Annotated in this window: 22 protein-coding genes; 12 read left to right on the top strand and 10 right to left on the bottom strand. The window is 65.1% G+C overall.

The genetic code is table 11. The annotated features are described in order from the left end of the window. The first annotated feature begins 151 nt into the window (after positions 1 to 151). Positions 152 to 1075 carry an NUDIX domain-containing protein gene (locus AC4D2Q_RS12775; RefSeq protein WP_490946799.1) on the top strand — a complete coding sequence of 308 codons (924 nt, stop codon included), beginning with the start codon at positions 152 to 154 and terminating at the stop codon, positions 1073 to 1075. Between the two features lie 45 nt (positions 1076 to 1120). Here AC4D2Q_RS12775 and AC4D2Q_RS12770 read toward each other — a convergent pair whose 3' ends face one another. From AC4D2Q_RS12770 to AC4D2Q_RS12760, 3 genes are all read right to left on the bottom strand, one after another. Beyond that, positions 1121 to 1855 carry a lysoplasmalogenase gene (locus AC4D2Q_RS12770; protein WP_490946798.1) on the bottom strand — a complete coding sequence of 245 codons (735 nt, stop codon included), beginning with the start codon at positions 1853 to 1855 and terminating at the stop codon, positions 1121 to 1123. Positions 1856 to 1942: 87 nt separating this feature from the next. Then, a complete protein-coding gene (locus tag AC4D2Q_RS12765) occupies positions 1943 to 3250 on the bottom strand; it encodes a D-arabinono-1,4-lactone oxidase (protein ID WP_490946797.1) in 1308 nt (435 codons plus the stop codon). After that, positions 3247 to 4524: an amino acid deaminase/aldolase gene (locus tag AC4D2Q_RS12760; RefSeq protein WP_490946796.1), complete on the bottom strand. Its 1278-nt coding sequence runs from the start codon at positions 4522 to 4524 to the stop codon at positions 3247 to 3249. The genes AC4D2Q_RS12765 and AC4D2Q_RS12760 overlap by 4 nt, the downstream gene beginning before the upstream one ends. Positions 4525 to 4749: 225 nt before the next feature. Between AC4D2Q_RS12760 and AC4D2Q_RS12755 the strand changes: the two genes are divergently transcribed. After that, positions 4750 to 5832, top strand: a complete 1083-nt coding sequence (locus AC4D2Q_RS12755) for a fatty acid desaturase family protein (protein WP_490946795.1) — start codon at positions 4750 to 4752, stop codon at positions 5830 to 5832. Positions 5833 to 5935: 103 nt separating this feature from the next. After that, positions 5936 to 7042: an App1 family protein phosphatidate phosphatase gene (locus AC4D2Q_RS12750; RefSeq protein ID WP_490946794.1), complete on the top strand. Its 1107-nt coding sequence runs from the start codon at positions 5936 to 5938 to the stop codon at positions 7040 to 7042. A gap of 31 nt (positions 7043 to 7073) precedes the next feature. Here AC4D2Q_RS12750 and AC4D2Q_RS12745 read toward each other — a convergent pair whose 3' ends face one another. Together AC4D2Q_RS12745 and AC4D2Q_RS12740 are read right to left on the bottom strand one after the other, a co-directional pair. Then, on the bottom strand, positions 7074 to 8189 hold the full coding sequence (locus tag AC4D2Q_RS12745; RefSeq protein ID WP_490946793.1) for an FUSC family protein: 1116 nt from the start codon (positions 8187 to 8189) through the stop codon (positions 7074 to 7076). 93 nt (positions 8190 to 8282) lie between these two features. Further along, the gene (locus AC4D2Q_RS12740) at positions 8283 to 9215 is read right to left on the bottom strand and encodes a LysR family transcriptional regulator (RefSeq protein WP_490946792.1); all 933 of its coding nucleotides are present in this window, start codon (positions 9213 to 9215) and stop codon (positions 8283 to 8285) included. Positions 9216 to 9608: 393 nt separating this feature from the next. On the opposite strand from AC4D2Q_RS12740, the gene nrdH reads away from it, so the two are divergent. The 5 genes from nrdH (at position 9609) to AC4D2Q_RS12715 (ending at position 14239) form a co-directional block, all read left to right on the top strand. Then, on the top strand, positions 9609 to 9854 hold the full coding sequence (nrdH, locus tag AC4D2Q_RS12735) for a glutaredoxin-like protein NrdH (protein WP_490925823.1): 246 nt from the start codon (positions 9609 to 9611) through the stop codon (positions 9852 to 9854). A 61-nt stretch (positions 9855 to 9915) separates the two neighbouring features. Further along, complete coding sequence (gene nrdI, locus AC4D2Q_RS12730) at positions 9916 to 10425, top strand: class Ib ribonucleoside-diphosphate reductase assembly flavoprotein NrdI (protein WP_490946791.1); 510 nt, start codon at positions 9916 to 9918, stop codon at positions 10423 to 10425. After that, positions 10422 to 12560 (top strand): class 1b ribonucleoside-diphosphate reductase subunit alpha, encoded by a 2139-nt coding sequence (gene nrdE, locus AC4D2Q_RS12725; RefSeq protein WP_490946790.1) that lies wholly within the window; start codon positions 10422 to 10424, stop codon positions 12558 to 12560. Before nrdI ends, nrdE begins: the two co-directional genes overlap by 4 nt. A gap of 56 nt (positions 12561 to 12616) precedes the next feature. Beyond that, positions 12617 to 13591, top strand: coding sequence for a class 1b ribonucleoside-diphosphate reductase subunit beta (nrdF, locus tag AC4D2Q_RS12720; RefSeq protein ID WP_490946789.1), 975 nt, complete (start codon positions 12617 to 12619; stop codon positions 13589 to 13591). A gap of 96 nt (positions 13592 to 13687) precedes the next feature. Beyond that, the gene (locus tag AC4D2Q_RS12715) at positions 13688 to 14239 is read left to right on the top strand and encodes a mycothiol transferase (protein WP_490946788.1); all 552 of its coding nucleotides are present in this window, start codon (positions 13688 to 13690) and stop codon (positions 14237 to 14239) included. Between the two features lie 9 nt (positions 14240 to 14248). On the opposite strand, the gene AC4D2Q_RS12710 is transcribed toward AC4D2Q_RS12715, so the two are convergent. The 3 genes from AC4D2Q_RS12710 to AC4D2Q_RS12700 all read right to left on the bottom strand — a co-directional run bounded on the left by AC4D2Q_RS12710 (position 14249) and on the right by AC4D2Q_RS12700 (position 15670). Beyond that, positions 14249 to 14815: an MOSC domain-containing protein gene (locus tag AC4D2Q_RS12710; RefSeq protein WP_490947066.1), complete on the bottom strand. Its 567-nt coding sequence runs from the start codon at positions 14813 to 14815 to the stop codon at positions 14249 to 14251. 62 nt (positions 14816 to 14877) lie between these two features. Continuing rightward, positions 14878 to 15423 (bottom strand): DUF1697 domain-containing protein, encoded by a 546-nt coding sequence (locus AC4D2Q_RS12705; protein ID WP_490946787.1) that lies wholly within the window; start codon positions 15421 to 15423, stop codon positions 14878 to 14880. Between the two features lies 1 nt (position 15424). Further along, positions 15425 to 15670, bottom strand: a complete 246-nt coding sequence (locus AC4D2Q_RS12700; protein WP_490946786.1) for a hypothetical protein — start codon at positions 15668 to 15670, stop codon at positions 15425 to 15427. Between the two features lie 63 nt (positions 15671 to 15733). On the opposite strand from AC4D2Q_RS12700, the gene AC4D2Q_RS12695 reads away from it, so the two are divergent. Both AC4D2Q_RS12695 and AC4D2Q_RS12690 read left to right on the top strand, forming a co-directional pair. Next, entirely contained in the window at positions 15734 to 16480 is a 747-nt protein-coding gene (locus AC4D2Q_RS12695; RefSeq protein WP_490946785.1) for a M15 family metallopeptidase, read from the top strand. Between the two features lie 198 nt (positions 16481 to 16678). After that, positions 16679 to 16858 carry a hypothetical protein gene (locus tag AC4D2Q_RS12690; RefSeq protein ID WP_490946784.1) on the top strand — a complete coding sequence of 60 codons (180 nt, stop codon included), beginning with the start codon at positions 16679 to 16681 and terminating at the stop codon, positions 16856 to 16858. On the opposite strand, the gene AC4D2Q_RS12685 is transcribed toward AC4D2Q_RS12690, so the two are convergent. Next, complete coding sequence (locus AC4D2Q_RS12685) at positions 16855 to 17301, bottom strand: MarR family winged helix-turn-helix transcriptional regulator (RefSeq protein ID WP_490925815.1); 447 nt, start codon at positions 17299 to 17301, stop codon at positions 16855 to 16857. The two genes, AC4D2Q_RS12690 and AC4D2Q_RS12685, sit on opposite strands and share 4 nt — an antisense overlap. Positions 17302 to 17552: 251 nt before the next feature. Here AC4D2Q_RS12685 and AC4D2Q_RS12680 point away from each other — a divergent pair, with 251 nt between their 5' ends. Then, positions 17553 to 18536: a hypothetical protein gene (locus AC4D2Q_RS12680; RefSeq protein WP_490946783.1), complete on the top strand. Its 984-nt coding sequence runs from the start codon at positions 17553 to 17555 to the stop codon at positions 18534 to 18536. 69 nt (positions 18537 to 18605) lie between these two features. Then, positions 18606 to 19979 carry a CoA transferase gene (locus AC4D2Q_RS12675; protein ID WP_490946782.1) on the top strand — a complete coding sequence of 458 codons (1374 nt, stop codon included), beginning with the start codon at positions 18606 to 18608 and terminating at the stop codon, positions 19977 to 19979. A gap of 32 nt (positions 19980 to 20011) precedes the next feature. On the opposite strand, the gene AC4D2Q_RS12670 is transcribed toward AC4D2Q_RS12675, so the two are convergent. Continuing rightward, complete coding sequence (locus AC4D2Q_RS12670) at positions 20012 to 20845, bottom strand: SDR family oxidoreductase (protein WP_490946780.1); 834 nt, start codon at positions 20843 to 20845, stop codon at positions 20012 to 20014. Positions 20846 to 21098: the final 253 nt, after the last annotated feature.

Below are 21098 nucleotides of genomic sequence, written 5' to 3'. Positions count from 1 at the left end.
CTGATGACGGCCATGATTCCATCCCCCGGTTCCGGTGCCGGGAAGCCCGGCGCCGGGCAGCCCGGTGGCGTGTCGCGGCGGGGCCGGCTAACAGATCCACGTTCACCGGCGGCGCCGTGCTGCAACTCAGCCCGTGTGGCAGGGTGGGCACATGATGACTGAGCACCAAGCTTCGGATAAGCCGCCCCGCCGCGCCGGTCCGAGGAATCCCGGTGACGCCTGGGTCACCGCGCCGGACGGCCAGCGGTATTGGGGCCGGTTCGGTGCTGCGGGGCTGCTGGCGTTCGACCCGGGACGCGGAATACTGCTGCAGCACCGTGCGTCGTGGAGCCATCACGGAGACACCTGGGCTCTGCCCGGGGGCGCCCGGCATGAAGGGGAGTCAGCGCCGGCGGCTGCACTGCGGGAATCAGCAGAGGAAGCGGGTGTTCCGGCGGCAGCCATCAGGCCGCGGCTGCTGAGCGTGCTGGATCTGGGGGTCTGGAGTTACGCCACCCTGATTGGTGATGTCGTGGAACCGTTTGAGCCGGTCATCAGTGATCCGGAAAGCCTGGCGCTGGCCTGGGTTCCCCTGGATGAGGTGGAAGGTCTTCCGCTGCACCCGGCGTTCCGGAGTTCCTGGCCGGGGCTGCGGCCGCTGCTGCAGGTGCGGCCGGCAGTTGTCGTGGACGCGGCCAATGTTGTCGGCTCGGTTCCGGACGGCTGGTGGAAGGACCGCGCGGGGGCAGCATCGCGGCTCCTCACGGCAGTATCGGCCCTGGCTGCCGGGGGAATCCCTTCCGCCTTCCTGGAGCTTCCCGGGGACACCGCGTTTCCGGAATACACGGTGGTTCTTGAGGGGCGGGCCCGCGATGTCCCCGCTCCGGAGCAGCCCGGGCTGCAGACACCGCCGGTGAAGCTGGTCCGTGCCGCAGGTTCCGGCGACGACGCCGTTATCACCCTGACAGAGCAGCTGGCCTCCGCCGGGCTCACGGTCACCGTTGCCACCAGCGACCGTGAGCTCACCGACCGCAGCCGCCGGATCGGAGCATCGGTGGTGGGCGCCGGCCGGCTGCGGGAGCTGCTGGGTTACTGAGCCGGGCTCTTGAACCGGGCTCTTGAAGCGGGCTACTGAACCGGGCTACTGGAGTGGAGGCCCCGCGGCGCGGGTGCGGAGTACCCCGGCCACAATCAGGCCCTGCCCGGCGCAGTAGGTCAGCATCACCACGGCGCTGGTCCAGTTCGGCATGGCGTCGGGCAAAAAGATGCGGAGGGACAGAATCGTGTCGGAAGCAAGGAACAACACCCCGCCGGCCGCCACCGTTGGGCTGCACCGTGCGGCAGTGGCTGCCGTTCCGGCCAGTACGATCCCGTAGGCGGCCACGGCCAGCGTCAGGCTGCCGAGCGCAGGCCACAACACCACGAGCATGAGTACCCACCACAGCGGAAAGACCAGTGCCCACCGGGGGAAGGGCCGGCGGGCCACATAGCGGGCCAGAAGCCAGATGTAACAAAGGTGGACTATGCCGAAGGAAGCCAGCATCACCGGAAGCTCCGGTGCGAAAGGGAAGAAGGCAGCAGCTCCGTCACCCAGCCAGGAGAAGAAGAGCGCCGCAAACAACAGGATCGAAGGCAGGGCACGGTTCGGGGCAGAGCCGATGCCGCGGCGGGTCCCGGAGCTGTTCCCGCGGGCTGCCCACAGGGCGGCGACGGCGAGCAGCGGCATCAGCGCGAGCTTGGTTGGCTCTGCGATGTCCGCGGAGCCGGCAAACCGGGCACCGACGTGAACCGCGGAAACCGCGGCGAAGGGCAGGAAACCCCACCACCGTGAACGGGGCTGCTTAAAGGTTCGGCTCCGGGCGGGGGCGGCGGTCACGGGACTCCTTCGGGTTGGCAGGAGCCCATCCTATGGTGGACCGGGCGCCGCGCTGCGCGGGCCCGCCGGGTCGGCGCAATCCGGGCTTCAGTGCCCCAGCACCCGGTCCAGATAGTCATTGGCGAAGATCCTGTCCGGGTCCAGCCGGTTCCGCACGGCCAGGAAGTCATGGAAGCGGGGATACCGGGGAGCCAGCGATGCGGCGTCCAGGGAATGCAGCTTGCCCCAGTGCGGACGCCCGCCGAAGGCCAGCAGGATCTCCTCCACTGCGGTGAAGTATTCCCGGTGATCTTCACGGTAATAACGGTGCACGGCAATGTAGGCGGTGTCCCGGCCGTACGCCGTGGACAGCCAGCGATCATCTGCGGCAGCCCAGCGAACCTCCACCGGAAAGGAAATCCGCCACGCCCGGTCCGCAACCAGCTGCCGCACCGCAGCGAAAGCCGCCGGCAGACGGTCGGCGGGAAGGCCGTACTCCATTTCCCGGAAGCGGACAGTTCGGCGCTGGGTAAAGACACGGTGCGAAGCTTCCGTGTAGCTGTGTCCGCCCAAAAGCCGGGCCGCTGCCCGGTTTACCGGCGGTATGAGGGCCGGGACGGCGGTGCCGGCAGCGCAGGTGGCCCGGAACAGGGAGTTGGATAACAGCGACTCATCAATCCCGCGGCTCAGGGGCGGGCGCGGGTGAAGGGGGACGGACCCCGGCAGCCGGGTATTGGACTTCGTTGCTGCGCGGTCCGTGTGCGGGAACCAATAAAACTCAAAGTGGTCGGTGGAGCCAATCCGCCGGCCCAGAGCGGCCAGCGTATCGGCCAGCAGTTCGGACTCCTCCTGTGCCTGCAGCGCGAAGGCCGGTACACATTGCAGCGTGACGTCGGCAATGATTCCCAGGGCGCCCAGGCCAAGCGCGGCGGCCGGCAGCAGCGGATCGCCGTCGTCCACGGTGAGCAGGCCGCCGTCGGGCTGGACCAGGGTCAGCCCCGCCACCTGGGTGGCGAGTCCGCCAAATCCGGCGCCGGTCCCGTGGGTTCCGGTGGAGATCGCTCCGGCCAGCGACTGCCGGTCAATGTCGCCCAGGTTCGGCATGGCCAGGTTGAGCCCGGACAGCAGGCCCGGAACACGGTAAAGGCGGGTTCCGGCCCGGAACCTTACGCGCCGGCGCTCGCGGTCGACGTCGATAACTCCCTGCAGCTTGTCCAGCTGCAGCAGGACGTCCGGAGCGGCTGCAATGCCGGTGAAGCTGTGGCCGGCGCCTACGGCCTTGACCCGCCTGCCCGCCGCGGCCGCCCGTTTGACGGCCAGCTGCAGCGCTTCGAGGGAATCCGGGCGCTCAACGGACCGGGGAGTTACCGCGATGGAGCGCCCCCAATTCCGCCAGACCCGGTTTCCGGCGTTCACAGGAACGCCTTTCCTTCACCGCGGTAGGTGGCCAGCAGAGCCACAACACTTCCGCCGTCCACCACCGCGTATTCGTTGACTCGCTCCGAAAGTTCACCGCTCTTGGCATGGCGCAGCCAGACGCGGTCGCCCACGGCAAGACCCGACGCCGTCCGTCCGGCCAGCGGAGTCTGCACTTCGCCGGCCCCTTCGCGCGGCAGCAGCGCCAGCCCCGGCGGCCAGGCCACCTGCGGGACCCGGGACGTCCCGGGCGGCCCGGAAGCTATCCATCCGCCGCCGAGGACAGTGGCGATGCCCGCGGCGGGGCGGCGCACCACATCAAGCGCGACGGCGGCGGCCGGTGCCGGAGTAAACGCACGGTAGGAGTCGAAGAGATGTCCTGCGAACAGTCCCGACCCGGCGGTTATCTCGGTGACCGACGGATCGGCGGCGGTGGCCTCAACGGATCCCGTGCCGCCGCCGTTCACGAATTCCAGGTCCGCGAGTTCCGCCAGACCGCGGGCAATGGCACCGCGGCGGGCGCTGAGCTCCTTCATCGACCGCGGCTGTACCCAGCGCATCACGGTATTCATCACCGCCGCACCGGCAACAGCATCGCCGACCCCGGCAACCTGGCCCTCGTACATCATCAGTCCTACCAAGGTGAATCCCGGCCGGGCAACAATGCGGCGGGCGAGGTTCACGGCGTCGGCCTCGCTGTGCACGGGAGAACGGCGCGTGCCGATGAACCCCAGGACCGGCGCCCGCCACGACGCGTCGGCGTCCAGGCACACCCGCACCCTGGGGCGGCGGCCGGCAGGCGCAACGGAATCGACCAGGTCCAGCTGGGTCTCGTCGTCAATCATCAGCGTCACCCGAGAGGCAAGCCGCTCATCGGATAAGAGCCGGGCCAGGGCGGCGCGGTCCGCGCTGGGATAACCAACGACGACGTCGTCACAGGTTTGGGCGAGCCACAGTGCTTCAGCGAGGGTGAAGGCAAAAATGCCGCGGAAACCGGGAAGCTCCAACAGGGCATCAAGAACGCTGCGGACCCGGATCGATTTGCTGGCGACACGCAGGGGAGTGCCGCCGGCACGCCGGAGCAGATCCTGAGCGTTGAAACGCAGGGCTCCGGCATCCAGTGTTGCGACCGGTGCGGGCAGATGGGCAACAGCCTTGCTGAGGGCCGGCCAATAGGCTGCCGGATCTTGCCACGGCCGTGTCCCGCCGGTATCCGCGGACTCGCCAAGACGCAGCGCGCCGTACCCGGGCCGGGGAGTTTTCGGGAACGTCATGTCGCCAGTCCAATCCGGGGCGCTCTGCTGTCTTTGGGGCCTGCTCCGGATACTAGCTGCCGAGGGGCGGGAACGGCGGAGGAATACCTGCGCGGCGGACACAAATGACGAACCTGTGCAAAGGGTCACTCCTTTGTGACTGCGATACAGGTTACGCTGGGGTATCCGCAGAGCAGATTTGCTCGATTACCGCCGGCCGGGATGCCGAAGATTCCAGAGGTTCGCATGAGCGCAACTGCACAACCAGCAAAGACAGCCGTATCGAAGACCCGCACCAACTCCGTCGTCAGCAGCTATTCAGGGTTGCTGAAGGCTGTTCGTGAGGAAGGGCTGCTGAAGCGCCGCCGTTCTTTCTACATCACGACATTCGTTTTTCTGTGCGCCGGCCTGGTAGCCGCAGGCACCGGGTTCTTCCTGATCGGTGAAAGCTGGTTCCAGCTGCTGATCGCTGCTGCGCTGGGAGTGCTGCTGACGCAGTTGGCCTTTATTGCCCACGAGGCAGCCCACAAGCAGGTCTTTGAATCAGGTCCCGCGAATGACCGCGCGGGGCGCTTTGTTGCCAACGCCGTCGTCGGCATCAGCTACCAGTGGTGGATGAACAAGCACAGCCGGCACCACGCGAACCCGAATACCATCGGCAAGGATCCGGATATCGACATGGATACCATTTCCTTCCTGCCGGAGCAGGCGGCACGGCAAAAGGGCTTCATGGCCTGGTTTGCCCGCCGCCAGGGATGGCTCTTCTTCCCGCTGCTGATGCTTGAGGGCATCAACCTGCATGCCACCTCCATCAAGCACCTCTTCGCCAACAAGCAGATCAAGGGCCGCTTCACGGAGCTGACCATGGTGTTCCTGCGCCTGGGACTGTACATCGGCGCCGTCTTCTTCTTCCTCCCGGTGGGCATGGCATTTGCCTTCCTCGGTGTGCAGCTGGCTGTCTTCGGCGTGTACATGGGTGCTTCCTTTGCTCCCAACCACAAGGGCATGCCGATCCTGCCCAAGGACTCCAAGGCGGACTTCCTCTCCCGCCAGGTCCTGACCTCCCGCAACATCAAGGGAAAGGGCATGAACACGCTGATGGGCGGGCTCAACTACCAGATTGAGCACCACCTCTTCCCGAACATGCCCCGCCCGCACCTGGCCCGCGCGTCGGAAATCGTGAAGGCCTACTGCGCCGAGCACAAGATTCCCTACACCGAGACGTCCCTGACGCAGTCCTACGGAATCGTTGTTCGTTACCTGAACACGGTCGGCCTCTCCGCGAGGGATCCCTTCGACTGCCCCATGACTTCCCAGTACCGGCGGTAATCCGCCGCTCACAACCCGGCAGCAGGAAAGCCGGCAGCATTGTCCACGGACGGTGCTGCCGGCTTTTTGCTGCCGCTGCGGCTGCATCTGACAGACTGGAGCCATGTCTCCGACACCAACAGACCATTCCGCCAGCACTTCCGCTTCCGACGGTTCCTCCACAGTCAAGGAGCAGGCCAGCCACATCGGCATGCGCCTGGAAGACGCCCTCCACAGCTACCGCGAAGGACGGGCCCGCAAACGGGGTGAAGTTCAAACCGTCCTGCCTTTCACCGGCTACGGCAGCACGGAGTGGGTTCGGGTGCTGGGGCGCGTCATTCTCACCAAGCCGGGGTATGCCTCACCCGATGAGAATTCGGCGGGTGCCAAGGCCATCCGTGACGGTATCCGCGGCTGGCGCAACTTCATGAGCCCCCCGATCAACAAGGCCGCCGTCACCGTGGAAATCAACGGCGAACAGTACCCGGTCACCGCGGACCGCGGCGGCGTTATCGACGTCGTCATTCCGGTGAAGCTTGCACCGGGCTGGACCACCGTCACGCTGCGCTCGGAAGATTCGGAAGCCGCCGTCGCACCCGTGTACATCGTGGACCCGTCGGCCCGGGTGGGAGTGGTCTCGGATATAGATGACACCATCATGGTCACCGCGCTGCCGCGTCCGTTCCTTGCCGCCTGGAATACGTTCGTGCTTGATGAGCACGCGCGCACCCCTACCCCGGGCATGGCCGTGACAATGGACCGGCTCTCCCGGGAGACCCCCGGCGGCCCTGTCCTGTACCTGTCCACCGGCGCCTGGAACGTGGCCGCGACGCTGACCCGCTTCATCACCCGCAACTTGTATCCGGCCGGGCCGCTGCTGCTGACTGACTGGGGACCCACGAGGGACCGCTGGTTCCGCAGCGGACAGGAGCACAAGAAGACGCAGCTCGAACGCCTGGCCAAGGAATTCCCGCAGATTAAGTGGCTGCTGATTGGTGACAACGGGCAGCACGACGAAGCGATCTATGCAGAATTTGCCAAGCGGCATCCGGAGAATGTCCGGGCCATCGCCATCCGTCAGCTTTCGGCCGGCGAGGCCGTCCTGGCCGGCGGCCGGTCGCCGTCGCGTTCGGGTGAGCGGCCGTCCGAGATCCCCTGGATCTACGCTCCGGACGGTGCAGGGATGTCCCGGCAGCTGAGCGAACTGGGGCTGCTGCCCGAGGCCGGTTAACCGCCGGGGCTGCTGCCCGGCCGGGCAGCAGCTAGGGCTGGTCTTTTTCGGTTTTCACGGTGCGCAGGATCCGGCGCATGCTCATCGCCAGGGAGGCCGTGACGTCCACGGGGCTGTCCGGGGATGCCTGGGAGTTCATATCGATCTGGAGCTTGTGGACGGCCTCACGCGCCCGGGCATATTCCTCGGTATCCGCATCCCATTTCTCCACCGCTTCGCCGCAGGCCAGCATCGCCTCGGACAGCTGTTCGGAGAGCTGATCCTGCACCGGCATATCCTTTGGAAGGGTCCAGATGGCGGTGGCGAGGACCTCGGTCATGTCCTCCACATACAGCGTCACCCGCTCCATGGCCCGCAGCGCCCGGTAGTCCCCGTCGAGATCGCGGGTGTGGCGGCGGCTGCGCAGGTTGCCGAAGCGGCTGCGTTCCGCGAGCTGGACGGACTCACGCACTTCCTTGCTGAAGGAGATGAGTTCGCTGCGGCGGCCCGACCAGTCCTCATGTTTCGGCGGCCAGGACTCCGTAATGGCGGTCCCCATTTCCTTGAGCTGGCGGGACAGGGCCAGGCGCAGGGATGCCAGTCCGTCCACGGCGCCGTTCAGATGCAGCGGCGGGAAGACAACGGCGTTGATGCTCAGGCCCACGGCTACGCCCACCAGCATCTGCACGGTGTAGCCCAGTGAGTAGCCGTCCGGATCGTCACTGCCGACCACCAGCACAAACAGGGCTGCCATGGGAAGGTAGTCCTGGCCGGCGCCCAGCTTGGGGATGCCGGCGAGCAGAACTCCAACGCCCACAATGAGGGCGATGGTCCAGGTGGTGGGGCTGCCGAAGAGCAAGGCGGTCAGGGCCAGGGCAATGCCGGTGACGAGTCCGATCAGGGTTTGGATGCCGGCCTTCGCGGAACCCGAGACGGTGGGGTACATGCTCACCAGGGCACCCAGCGGGGCGTAGTACGGGTACTGCGCGGCGACACCGGGCACCATCGGAGCGACGGTCCAGGCAACGGCCACGGCAAGGGCTGCCTTGATGGAGAGCTGCAGGCGCGTGTAGCGCAGGATGCCCTTGAGACGGCTGGAAACGCCGGAGAGAGTGGTGCCGCGAAGCATGCTCCCTGTTCGGCGAAAGAGAGTTCCGGTAGAAGGCATTGTTACATTATGGTCACGGTCCCGGGCGGGAGAGGCATTCTGTAGCCACGGTCACAGGCCCGGCGAACGGGAGGGTTCGAGACCCCGTGCACTTCAGGCGCCGGCGGCGGCGCGGGGCGCAATGCTGTGGGTCCGCAGGACTTCGGCGAGCTGGTCGAGGAAGAGCCTGACCTGCGGATTTTCGCGTTCGTTGATGATCAGCGCGAAGATGCTGCGGGCGAGTCGGATTTCCGGTACGTCCAAGACGACGACGCCGTCGTGCCGGCTGAGCATGGCCAGCTCCGGAACCAAAGCGGCGCCGAGCCCTGCCGCGGCCATCTCCAGGCTGGCGTTGAAGTCATCGCAGTAGGCCGCCACGCGGGGGTGCAGGTTGCAGCCGGCAAAGAGCCGTTCAATGACCAGGGCATCCGGGGTTCCCGGGTGATGCATGATCCAGGGCATGTCCGAAAGCTGCTCGGCGGAGATCTGTGATCCTTCACGGATGCCCCAGGCCCGGGGGAGGACCACCCGGAAGTCGTCGTCGCCGAGCCACTGGCGGCTGATGGTGGAGGGCCAGGCCAGCCCGCCCTGGCCCACCTGGTAGATGAGTGCGACGTCGAGCTCCCCGCCCGTGCGCAGGCCCTGGATGGTTTGGCCGGGCTCGGCGACGTGGATCTTCAGATTGATGCCCAGATCCTGCCAGCCGGGGGAGCCCACCAGCCTCGGCAGGGCGAAGGTGGCCAGACTCGGGAAGATCCCCAGCCGCAGCTCATGGGTGGTTCCGGCCTCCACCCGGGCGGAAGCCGCCATGAGCGCATCCATGTCCGTGAGGACCTTGGCTGCGTGCCGGGCCATGACAAGGGCTGCCTCCGTGGGGGCCGCCGTGCGGGCGGAACGGACAAACAGGTGGGTGCCCGTGGCGCGTTCCAGGGCAGACATCTGCTGGGAGACGGCAGAAGCAGTGTAGCCAAGCCGGAGTGCGGCTGCGGCAAAGGACCCTACCCGGATGACTTCAAGGAGCGTCTTGAGGTGAATCGGATTTACCACTGCTGCCGCCTTCCGGAGCCTTGATGCGGCCGGCCTGCTGCTGGAACCGCAGTCGCCCACTTTAGCCGGTTGGCACCGGCGGCCGGGTACCCGCGTGCGGGCGGCGGGGCGACACGCCGGGGTGAGCGCGACACGCGCTCAATTTGTGGTCTTCACTACGCAGCCCGGGCTGTGCACTCAGTCTGCACAGCCTGTGGAGAACCTGCGGCCGGCCTGCGGAAATCCACGGAATTTTCCTGCCTGCCCTGTGCATTAACTGTGGACGACGGCTCAGGGGAATGACATACTTGTAATACATCATCTTGGGGTTACCCCGGGGGCTGCGCACTAGATGTAGTGTCTGGATGTAGTATCAATGGACAGACTTCAAGGCTTCACAAGGGGAGACCAACCATGACCGTTACGGTTTACACCAAGCCCTCCTGCGTTCAGTGCAACGCTACTTACCGGGCGCTGGACAAGAAGGGCATCACGTACCAGATCGTGGATATGTCCCAGGATGCCGAGGCCCTGGAGCGGGTCCGCGCACTGGGTTACATGCAGGCTCCCGTTGTTGTCACCGAGCAGGATTCCTGGTCCGGCTTCCGGCCGGACAAGATTGCCGAACTGACCCAGTCATCGGTCTCCTCGGTAGCCTAAGACGGCTTCAGCAACACCCGCACCACACCCGCAACACCCGCACCGTCAGGAGCGCAGGACCATGACACTGGGGATAGCAGACCGCACCGGGATTTCCCCGGAAGCGGGATCCGCAGCACATGAGCATCCAGTCACCGATGCGCCCCTGATTTTCTTTTCATCGGCGTCCGGATACACCGGCCGCTTCGTTGCCAAGCTGGATACGCAGGCGGGAAAGATCCCGCTGCACACCTCAGAACCCACGTTGTTGGCCCAGCGGCCGTATGTCCTGCTGCTGCCCACCTACGGCGGCACCGCTGCGCAGCCGGGGGCAGCAGCACGCGGCGCCGTTCCCAAACAGGTCATCAAGTTCCTGAACAATGAGCACAACCGCTCCCTGATCCGGGGAGTCATCGGCGCCGGCAACACAAACTTCGGGGAATCCTATTGCCTTGCGGCGGACATCGTCTCCGCAAAGTGCAAGGTCCCTGTTCTCTATAGATTTGAACTCATGGGCACGTCCGACGACGTCGCCAAAGTTAACGAAGGATTGGAAGAGTTTTGGACGCATCAGTCGCAGAAGCCGGCATGACGGACTCGAAGGAGCTCCCCGCGGCCTATAAGGATCTGGGCTATCACGAGCTCAACGCGATGCTGAACCTGTACGGCAAGAACGGCGAGATCCAGTTCGACGCCGACCGCGCTGCTGCGCGTCAGTACTTCCTTGAGCACGTGAACAACAACACCGTGTTCTTCCACGACCTGGAAGAGAAGCTCGAATACCTGGTCAAGAACGAGTACTACGAGAAGGAAACTCTCGACCAGTACTCCATGGACTTCATCAAGGACCTGTACCAGCGCGCCTACAAGAAGAAGTTCCGCTTCGAGACCTTCCTAGGCGCCTTCAAGTTCTACACCTCGTACACGCTGAAGACGTTTGACGGCAAGCGTTACCTGGAGCGCTACGAAGACCGTGTGTGCATGGTTGCCCTGCACCTGGCCCGCGGCGACGAGAAGCTTGCCACGCAGATGGTGGATGAAATCATCGGCGGCCGCTTCCAGCCCGCCACCCCCACGTTCCTGAACGCCGGCAAGGCCCAGCGCGGCGAGCTCGTCTCCTGCTTCCTGCTGCGCATCGAAGACAACATGGAGTCGATCGGCCGTTCCATCAACTCCGCCCTGCAGCTGTCCAAGCGCGGCGGCGGCGTGGCCTTCGCCCTGACCAACATCCGCGAGGTCGGCGCGCCGATCAAGCAGATCGAGAACCAGTCCTCCGGCGTCATCCCCGTGATGAAGCTCCTCGAGGACAGCTTCTCCTACGCCAACCAGCTCGGTGCCCGCCAGGGTGCCGGTGCCGTGTACCTGCACGCACACCACCCGGACATCAACCGGTTCCTGGACACCAAGCGCGAAAATGCCGACGAGAAGATCCGCATCAAGACCCTCTCCCTCGGCGTCGTCGTTCCCGACATCACCTTTGAGCTGGCCAAGCGCGACGAGGACATGTACCTGTTCTCCCCGTACGACGTCGAAAAGGTCTACGGCGTCCCGTTCTCCGACATCTCGGTCACCGAGAAGTACTACGAGATGGTGGACGACGCGCGGATCAAGAAGACCAAGATCCGGGCCCGCGACTTCTTCCAGACCCTCGCCGAGATCCAGTTCGAGTCCGGTTACCCGTACATCATGTTCGAGGACACGGTGAACCGGGAAAACCCGATCGAGGGCAAGATCATCATGTCCAACCTGTGCTCCGAGATCCTCCAGGTCTCCGAGCCCACCACGTACAACGATGACCTCTCCTACGCCGAGACCGGCAAGGACATCTCCTGCAACCTTGGTTCGCTGAACATCGCCAAGACGATGGACTCCCCGGACTTCGGCCAGACCATCGAGACGTCCATCCGCGCCCTGACTGCTGTGTCGGACATGAGCCACATCGGTTCCGTGCCGTCCATCGCCAAGGGCAACGACGCCTCGCACGCCATCGGCCTGGGCCAGATGAACCTGCACGGCTACCTGGCACGGGAGCGGGTGTACTACGGCTCCGAAGAAGGCATCGACTTCACGAACATCTACTTCTACTCCGTGGTTTACCACGCTGTGCGCGCCTCGAACCTGCTCTCGATCGAGACCGGCCGCAAGTTTGCCGGATTCGACCGCTCCAAATACGCCACGGGCGAGTTCTTCGACAAGTACGTCAACCAGGAATGGGTCCCGAAGACGCAGCGCGTGCGTGAACTCTTCGAGGGCATCCACATCCCCACGCAGGCTGACTGGGCCGCGCTGAAGGCCTCCGTCATGGAGCACGGCATCTACAACCAGAACCTGCAGGCGGTGCCGCCGACCGGCTCCATCTCCTACATCAACAACTCGACCTCCTCCATCCACCCGGTGGCTGCGAAGATCGAGATCCGCAAGGAAGGCAAGCTGGGCCGCGTTTACTACCCGGCTCCGTACCTGACGAACGACAACCTGGAGTACTACCAGGATGCGTACGAAATCGGCTACGAGAAGATCATCGACACCTACGCTGCTGCCACGCAGCACGTGGACCAGGGCCTGTCCCTGACGCTGTTCTTCAAGGACACCGCCACCACGCGTGACATCAACAAGGCGCAGATCTACGCATGGCGCAAGGGCATCAAGACCATCTACTACATCCGCCTGCGCCAGCTCGCGCTTGAGGGCACTGAGGTGGAGGGCTGCGTCAGCTGCATGCTGTAAGCAGCAGCGCCGTTTTCGCCTAACCCCTCGCACTCTTTCAAGACAAGGAATTATTCATGACCGAGAAGCTGAAGCTGATCGACAGCGTCCAGGCGATCAACTGGAACCGCATCCAGGACGATAAGGACGTGGAAGTCTGGAACCGTCTGGTCAACAACTTCTGGCTGCCGGAGAAGGTGCCGCTGTCCAACGACGTCCAGTCGTGGAACACGCTCACTCCGGAAGAGCAGCAGCTGACCATGCGCGTGTTCACCGGCCTGACCCTGCTGGACACCATGCAGGCCACCGTCGGCGCCGTCTCGCTGATCCCCGATGCGATCACCCCGCACGAGGAAGCGGTCTACACGAACATTGCGTTCATGGAGTCCGTGCACGCTAAGAGCTACTCTTCGATTTTCTCCACGCTGGCCTCCACGAAGGAGATCGACGAGGCGTTCCGCTGGTCCACCGAGAACGAGAACCTGCAGAAGAAAGCCCACATCGTCACGGATTACTACCGCGGCGATGACCCCCTGAAGCGCAAGGTCGCCTCCACCCTGCTGGAGTCCTTCCTCTTCTACTCCGGGTTCTACCTGCCGATGTACTGGTCCTCGCGGGCCAAGCTGACAAACACGGCTGACCTGATCCGCCTGATCATCCGTGATGAGGCCGTGCACGGCTACTACATCGGCTACAAGTTCCAGAAGGGCCTGGAAGGCGCCTCGGAAGAGCGTAAGGCTGAGATCAAGGACTACACGTTCGAGCTGCTCTTTGAGCTGTACGAAAACGAAGTCCAGTACACGCACGACCTGTATGACGGCGTCGGCCTGGCCGAAGACGTCAAGAAGTTCCTGCACTACAACGCCAACAAGGCGCTGATGAACCTGGGCTACGAAGCCATGTTCCCGTCCTCCGTGACGGACGTGAACCCGGCGATCCTGTCGGCTCTGTCCCCGAACGCCGACGAGAACCACGACTTCTTCTCCGGGTCCGGTTCCTCCTACGTGATCGGCAAGGCCGTCAACACGGAAGACGACGACTGGGACTTCTAGTTCCGCAAAACAAAGGTCCGGCTCCTCAGGGAGCCGGACCTTTGTTTTGCGGGCACTTATGGACAGGGTCTTTTCCCGGGACTAGTCTCTGGCGGCATGACTGACACCAACTCAGCCGGCCGCATTGAGCCGCCGCTGGCCGGAACCGAAGCGGAAACCCTGGCCGGATCCCTGGACCGTCAGCGGACAACCTTTGCCTGGAAAACAGCAGGCCTCGATGCCGAAGCGCTGGCCGTGCAATTCGGCTCCTCCGCCATAACACTGGGCGGGCTGCTCAAGCATCTGGCCGGAGTGGAGGACATCTACTTCTCCTGGCGCCTCTGGGGCCGGGATCCCGGCGCTCCGTGGAACACGGTGGATTGGGAAAATGACGGGGACTGGGACTGGCGCACCGGTGCCGGCGACAGCCCCGAGGATCTCTACCGCCTGTGGAACGATGCCGTAGCGCGTTCCCGGGTAAGCCTTGCCGAGGCGCTGGACAACGGAGGGCTCGACCAGTTGCTGCCGGCTGCCGGCGGCGAGGTCGGGAGCCTCCGCCGCATGTTGATTGATTTGATCGAGGAGTATTCCCGCCATGTGGGGCATGCCGATCTGATCAGGGAATCGATCGACGGTCTGGTAGGGGAGGATCCGCCGGTCCAAGCATGAAGTTCCCGGTTAGGGCAACCGGCCGGGACGGGGCAGGGAGGCTCTGCCGGCACCGGCAGGATCCAGCGGCACCGGGCTGATGAGCACCGCCGGACCGCGCTGGAGGATGCCGCTGGTCAGCGGCCTGCAGCGCAGCCCGCCCCGGCCCCGCATCGCCTTATGCGCCCCGGGAGCCAGGACAGCATCCATCCAGGCACACGGGTGCGCGTGCCGGCCGCCGTGGAAGGTTACGCTGCCTGCAGCTGTTTGGAGGGTGAAGTCCTGCCCGATGAGCGGCACAAGTTCCGCACCGCGGAGCACCACATTGCGCCGGGGCAGCAGCGGATCGAATGGCTCCGCCTCAAGGTCCGCAGCGATTGCCTCCAGGGACTCGACGGCGAAGAGGGTGACGGCAGCGTCCATGTGGGCCGCCTTGCCGAAGAACCGGTCCCCGACGATCCCCTTCCCGGCCACCACCTCCACCCGCTCGGCATCGGTGGTGGGGACGTCGGCTGCACCGTCCCGGGCACGTCCGAAATAGGCGTGGCTGCCTGAGACGAGCAGGTGGAGGATCTCGACGTCGTACTTGTAGTCCATGCCTTCCACGCTAGCGGTTCCCACGGCGGCAACTCCCCGCCCGGGAAAGCAGGAAATCTCCGCTACAGCTGAAAGCGCTCCGACAGCTTCATGGTGGTGTTCCAGCTGCGGATGGTCATGGACTTGTACAGCGGTGAGGCCACAATCGCACTCAACCGGCTTCGCGTGAGTTCCGAGCTGAGCCGCTGCGAATAAACGACGCCGTCCCCGGCCCAGACGTCATCCACACCTTCCCGCGGCCGGAACGCCGTCATGGCCGTTTCGGCGTCGATGTCCATCAGGAAGATCGCATCGGAGTGGTACTTCTCCGGCTGCTCCCCGAACCCCTCCGGCTTGTGGCCGATCACGCTGTGCAGCTGTTCGGGAGTGAGCACCAGCACCTTGATGAGTTCGTCGTCGAGGTCGAATTTCTCCACCAGTGCCGCTTCGATCTCCTCGCCCACCTCTTCGGGTGAAGCGGACGCGGTGAGGAGGACGTTGCCGCTGGCTATGTACGTCGACACCTGCCGGTACCCCAGCTCTTCCAGATGCTCCCGCAGCGCCTTCATGGGGATCTTGTTCCTGCCGCCCACGTTGATGCCGCGCAGGAGGACCAGATACGGATTCATGTCAGTGCTCCTTCGCCGTGAACATCGCCAGCCCGAGGTCGTCCAGGATCCTCTCCGCCTCCTCCCGTTCCAGAGGCTCCGCGCGCCGGCGGTGCAGCAGATCAAACGGAATGTTGGTGCCGGCGTCGGTCATGTGGATGTAGCCCACGTGTTCGCCGTCCAGGGAACGCGGTGATCGAAAGTGTTGTCCGGCGGGAGCTGCTGGGGCATGGGAGGACCCTAACACCGGCAGCCACGTGGAGAACATGGTTTCGCGTCGCTCCTGTGCACCGCAGAACCGTTATGGAACAGTCTGGGGGAGGAGGTAAATATGCCGCGTCAGTTCGTTCGGAATTCCATCGCTGTCCTTGCCGGTGTCTGTCTGTGCCTGCTGCTGGTGTACCTTTCCGGGCCCGGGTCCAAAGAGGTTCCGGCTCAGTCGGCGCAGCTCCCGGTCGAGGCCCAGGCGGCAGAGCTCCCGGAACTGCCGGCGCAGCCCGATGCGGTGGATTCCGATTCCCCGGACAGCACTTTGGTGGTGGTCAACAAGCAGCGTCCGCTGCCGGTGGATTACGTTCCGCAGGATCTTGCTGACGCCGACGGCGTTCCCCTGCGGGTCGAGGCGGCGGAGGCCTACCTGCAGATGGCTGCGGAAGCGGCCGCTGCCGGAGTGCCTATTTCTGCCGTGAGCGGTTTCCGGACCGGAGCCGAGCAGGACCAGCTGTACGTTTCCTACACGGAGAACTTTGGTCCGGAAACGGCGGACTCCATTTCCGCCCGCCCCGGTTACAGCGAGCACCAGACAGGGCTGGCCATCGATATCGCCAACCCGGACGGAAGCTGCGCCCTGGAAGCCTGTTTTGTTGAAAGTCTGGCGGGTTCCTGGGCTGCAGCCAACGCCCATTACTACGGTTTCATCGTCCGTTATCCGGCAGGCGCCGAACACATCACCGGGTACGCCCACGAACCGTGGCACCTTCGGTATGTCGGGGCGGAGCAGTCCCTTTCCATCCGCGACGCCGGAACCACCTTGGAAGAGTTTGCGGGCCTCCCTGCCGCGCCGGATTACGGACAGTGAGGCTGGGCCGTGAAAACAGTGAGAGGCCTCCGACGGCTTCTGAGGGAGCTTCCTCAGCCCGCCCGCAGTACATTCCGGATTGCTTTCGCCGCAGGTGTGGCCGCAATAATTTTGGGTGCAGTCGTCAACCGTTTTTGGGCGGTGCTGCCCGGCGTGGCAGTAGCGGGAGCGGCGCTGGCAGTCACAGGATGGTGTCTCTTGCGTGACTTCCGCGGTTCCGCTGCGATCTGGGTCCGCATTTACCGCGAGACCAGAGGCGTTCCGGCGGGTGCCTTCTCCATGGCCGATGTTCCCACCATCAAAGCGATGGGTTTCTTTTACCTCGTGACGGGGGTCATCTGGTTTGGCGGAGCCGGATGGGGCCTGCTGAACCCCTAGGCGTCCTTGGCAGCGTTGAAACGCTCCAAAGCGGCGGCGAACTCCGTCAGCTCGGATTCGCTCCAGCCATCCAGGCGGTGGCGGACAGCTTCGCGGTGAATGGCCAGGGAGCGCCGGAGGCGGTCTGCCCCCTCATCAGTCACTGACAGGGCGCGGCCGCGGCGCGGCTGGTTGTCGCCGTCGTCGTCCTCCACCACCAGGCCAAGCTCCGCCAAGGCGTGCACCTGGCGGGAAACGGTGGAGCGGTTCAGCGAGAAGGCGGAAGCGATGTCCGTGGCACGGCACCCGGGGTTGCTGCCGATGAAGGCCAGGAGAGACTGCTCGACCTGCGTGAGAGGGGCATTGATCCGCCGCGAGCGGGCAACGGCCCGCCGGTAGATCGCGTCAATCTGGTCGTAGACGCTTCCCACTGCTGTGTCCCTGGACCTGTCCTGTTGTGCCACCCCTCCAACTTACCTTCTTCAGAGGGAGCGGGGCCGCGGTAAGAAGGTGATGTTGCACTATGCAACAATAGAGTGTTGCATAGTGCAACTTACGTCGGAGTTTTCCGCGCCGTATCCAGAGAGGTCCCATGCCTGACCCGTCCACTTCCGTACTGTCACCTGAGCCCCTCCGCCCGGCGCGGACAAACCGGCCAACCCGGCCGGGACGTGCGGCTTCCATCCCAGCAGCTTCTTTCTGGAAGTCGCTGGGAATGCATCTTCTGATTCCGTTCTTCCTGGCCGCGGGAATGGGGCTGGCCTACCTGGGTGCCTTCCACGAACCCGAGCCCAACCATCTGTCCCTGGCTGTTGTCGGCTCCGGTGCCCCCGCCGCTGTCTTCGCCCAGCAGCTCAACGACGCCGAGCCCGGACGCCTGCAGGCCCGTGTGGTCGCCGACGCCGGCACGGCCCGCCAGCTTATGGAGGACCGCGAAATTTCCGCCGCCTATGAACCCGGCGCGGATCAGGCCACGCTGTATGTTGCCTCGGCGGCATCCGCGACAACAGCGGAGGTGGCGAAGAAAATCTTCCAGCCCCTGGCTTTTGACCAGCACCTGCCGCTGGACATTGTGGACGTGGTTCCCACGAACGAGCATGACCCCACCTCGCAGGGGCTCTTTTTCCTGCTCGTGGGACTGAGCGTGGGCGCCTACTCCAGCGCGGTGGCGATCTCGGCGGTGGCCGGACGGGTATCCGTCCCGTGGCGGGCCGCCGTCGTCGTCGGCAGTTCCGCAGTGGTTGCGGCGATCGGCGTGATCATCGCCGGGCCCATCTACGGCATCCTGGAACACGGACTCTGGGGCCTGTGGCTGTTGTCCTGGCTCTACGTCACCACCATTGCCCTGCTGGGCGTCGCCCTGCATCCGGTGCTGCGGAAGTGGACCACTCCCACCCTCACCATGCTGTTTGTCATGCTGAACTTCACCAGCTCCGGCGGCATTTTCACATCCGAAACCCTGCCGCCGTTCTTTGCGGCGCTGGGAACGTTCTGGAACGGCGCAGCCTGGCTGCACGCGGCACAGAGCATGGTGTACTTCCCGGGGCAGTCCTTCGGCACTGACGGACTCAAGCTGGCGCTGTGGCTGGTTGTGGCGGCAGCACTGCTGGTGCTGACCCACCTGTGGAGCGTCCGCCGGACCCGGCTGTCCGACGAGCTCGCCCGGGTCAGGGAAGAAGAAACAATCGTGGCTGCCTAGGGTTTCCACAGGCAGGGCACGTGAAAAGCACCGGTGCAAACCGGTGCTTTTCCCATGCATACTTCGTCTATGACGGATCAAACACCTCTGCCGGAGCTCTGGCGCAGCCTGGAACCGCTGTTGCCCGAAGGCGTTGAAGCGGCTGGCTGCTTGGGACCGCGGTGGTGGTGGGCGGGACCGCTCGACGTCGAAGGCCTCGGGCTGGGAGCCCTTCAGACGCTGGCAACCGCCGTCGCTGCCTATGGTTCGGCCGCCGGGCGCCGGGACCAGGTCAGCTTTGCCTCCGACGGCGCGGCGGCGTCCTTCGCCTCGTTCACCCACCTGCGCATCGACGGACTGCCGGTGGTGGGATTTGCCCCGCTGTCCGGTTTTCGGCGCAGCGCCGACGGCTGGGTGCGGCTGCATGCCAATTATCCGCATCATGAACGGGCCCTGCTGGAAGCCCTGGAAATCCGCGGGCCCGAGGAAGTGGACCGTGCCGTGCGCCGGCTCACCTCGGCAGAAGTCGAAAACGCAGTTACGGACCACGGCGGTCTGGCCTCCACGGTGCGAAGCCCTGAAGAATGGGCGGCTTCCGAGCCCGGACGCGCTGTGCGTCAGGAACCGTGGCTGCGGCTGGATATCGAAGAAGCTGCCGGGCCTCCGCCCCTGCCAAAGGGCGGCCGCGGCATCCTGGCCGGCCTGCGCGTCCTGGACCTGACCCGGGTCATTGCCGGTCCCTCAGGCAGCCGGATCCTCGGCTCCCTGGGTGCGGACGTGCTGCGCGTGGACCCGCCGGCCGTTCCGGAATTGGAAGACCAATATGTGGATACGGGGTTCTCCAAACGCAGCGCGGTGGCGGACTTCAACGACCCGGAGGCCTTCCGGAAGCTGCGCCTGCTGCTGGAGGGGGCCGACGTCGTCCTGACCGCCTACCGCGGCGGGTCGATGTCCCGCTTCGGGCTGGATGCGGCGTCGCTGCGTGCGGACCATCCCGGGCTGGCCGTGGTCTCCCTCGATGCCTGGGGAGATCAGGGCGGGTGGAGCGGGCGGCGGGGTTTTGACAGCATCGTGCAGGCCGCGGCGGGTATCTCCCACCTATACGGGAGCACGGGGGAGGACGGCCAGTGGCGGCCGGGCGCCCTTCCGGTGCAGATCCTGGACTACGCCACCGGGCTGGGCATGGCAGCTGCCGCCGTCGCCCTGGCGGCAGCACCTTTCAGCGGAGTGACCGGATCCGCTCATTTGTCCTTGGCCCGGACGGCTCTGGAACTGATGAGCCTGCCCGTCCCGCCGCCCGGCACCGAGGCGGTGGTGTTCGAGCCGGCGCTGCGCAGCTGCCGAAGCAGCTACGGCGATCTGGTCTATGCGCCGCCGCCGCTGCTGATCAACGGAACACAGCTGGAGTACAGCTGGCCTCCGCCGCGCTACGGCAGCTCCGAACTGGCCTGGCGGACGGCATAGCAGGTGGGCTGCGCCGTCCGTGGCGGGTTCGTTTAGCCGGCCACGCGGGCGCGCTGCGAGGTGTCGACGGCGGCCACCACGCCGCCGTCCACCAGCATGTCCATTCCGGTGATGAAACTGGCGTCCGGGCCCAGGAGGAAGGCTGCGGCGTTGGCAATGTCGCCCGGTGTGCCCACGCGCTTGGTGCCGGAGCCCTCAATCATGGCCCGCATCTGCGCGCCCGATTCGCCGGCCAGTTCCTGCTGGCCCATGGGCGTGGAAATAACGCCGGGGCTGATGCTGTTGACGCGCGCCCCGCGGGCACCCCAGGCAAGGCTCGCGGCCTGAACCCGTACCTGATTGGCCCGCTTGGCGATGCCGTAGGCATATCCGGGGTTGTCAATGCCGGCGAGGAACGGGACGAGGAGCAGGTCGTCTGTCGGTACTGCGGCAAGGCTGGCCAGTGCGTCATCGGGAATCCGGCTGCCCACCATGTAGGCGGACATGCTGGAGATGAAGACCCCGGACCCTCCCGGAGCAATAACCTTCTGGAACTCATCCAGGACCACGGCGGTACCGAACAGATCCACCTTCCAAATGGCATCCACGGGTGCCTGGACGGGGGAGAGCCCCGCGGTATGCACAACGCCGGTGACAGTCCCGAGCTCCGCAGCAGTTGCCGCCAGCGCTGCCACGGAATTGCGGGAGGACACGTCCACACGCTGGGAAACGACGTCGTATCCGTCCCCGAGCGCGGTGGCTACGGCAGTCTCCAGGAGTGATTCGTCGAAATCGGCCAGCAGCACTTTGCGTCCGGCGCCCGAGCGGCGCAGAACGGCCTGCCCCATGCCGCCCATTCCAACAATTACCAGTACTTCGGCTGCCATGATGCTCCAATCCTCACAGGTCCGGTCAGGGGTACCTGTCCGGAGTTCTGAGCCTACCGCTTGGCGGAGCCGGCCGGGCAGGCATTTCTTTGACCCGGTTTCCCGCAAAGATGCACCGGGTCTGATGTATTAGCGGAGGCAGCTGCAGCGCATTTAGGGTCAATGTCCCGTCCGGCGAACGGGGTCCGCCCCGCTCCGTAACAATCCGGACGCCCTCCGAAATGCAGGAACCGCCCTAAAGGCATCCGCGGGA

The sequence above is a fragment of the Arthrobacter sp. TJ-178 genome, from assembly GCF_058269275.1.
The sequence above is the reverse complement of the archived record's forward strand: the minus strand, read 5'-3'. Positions and strand labels throughout refer to the sequence as shown.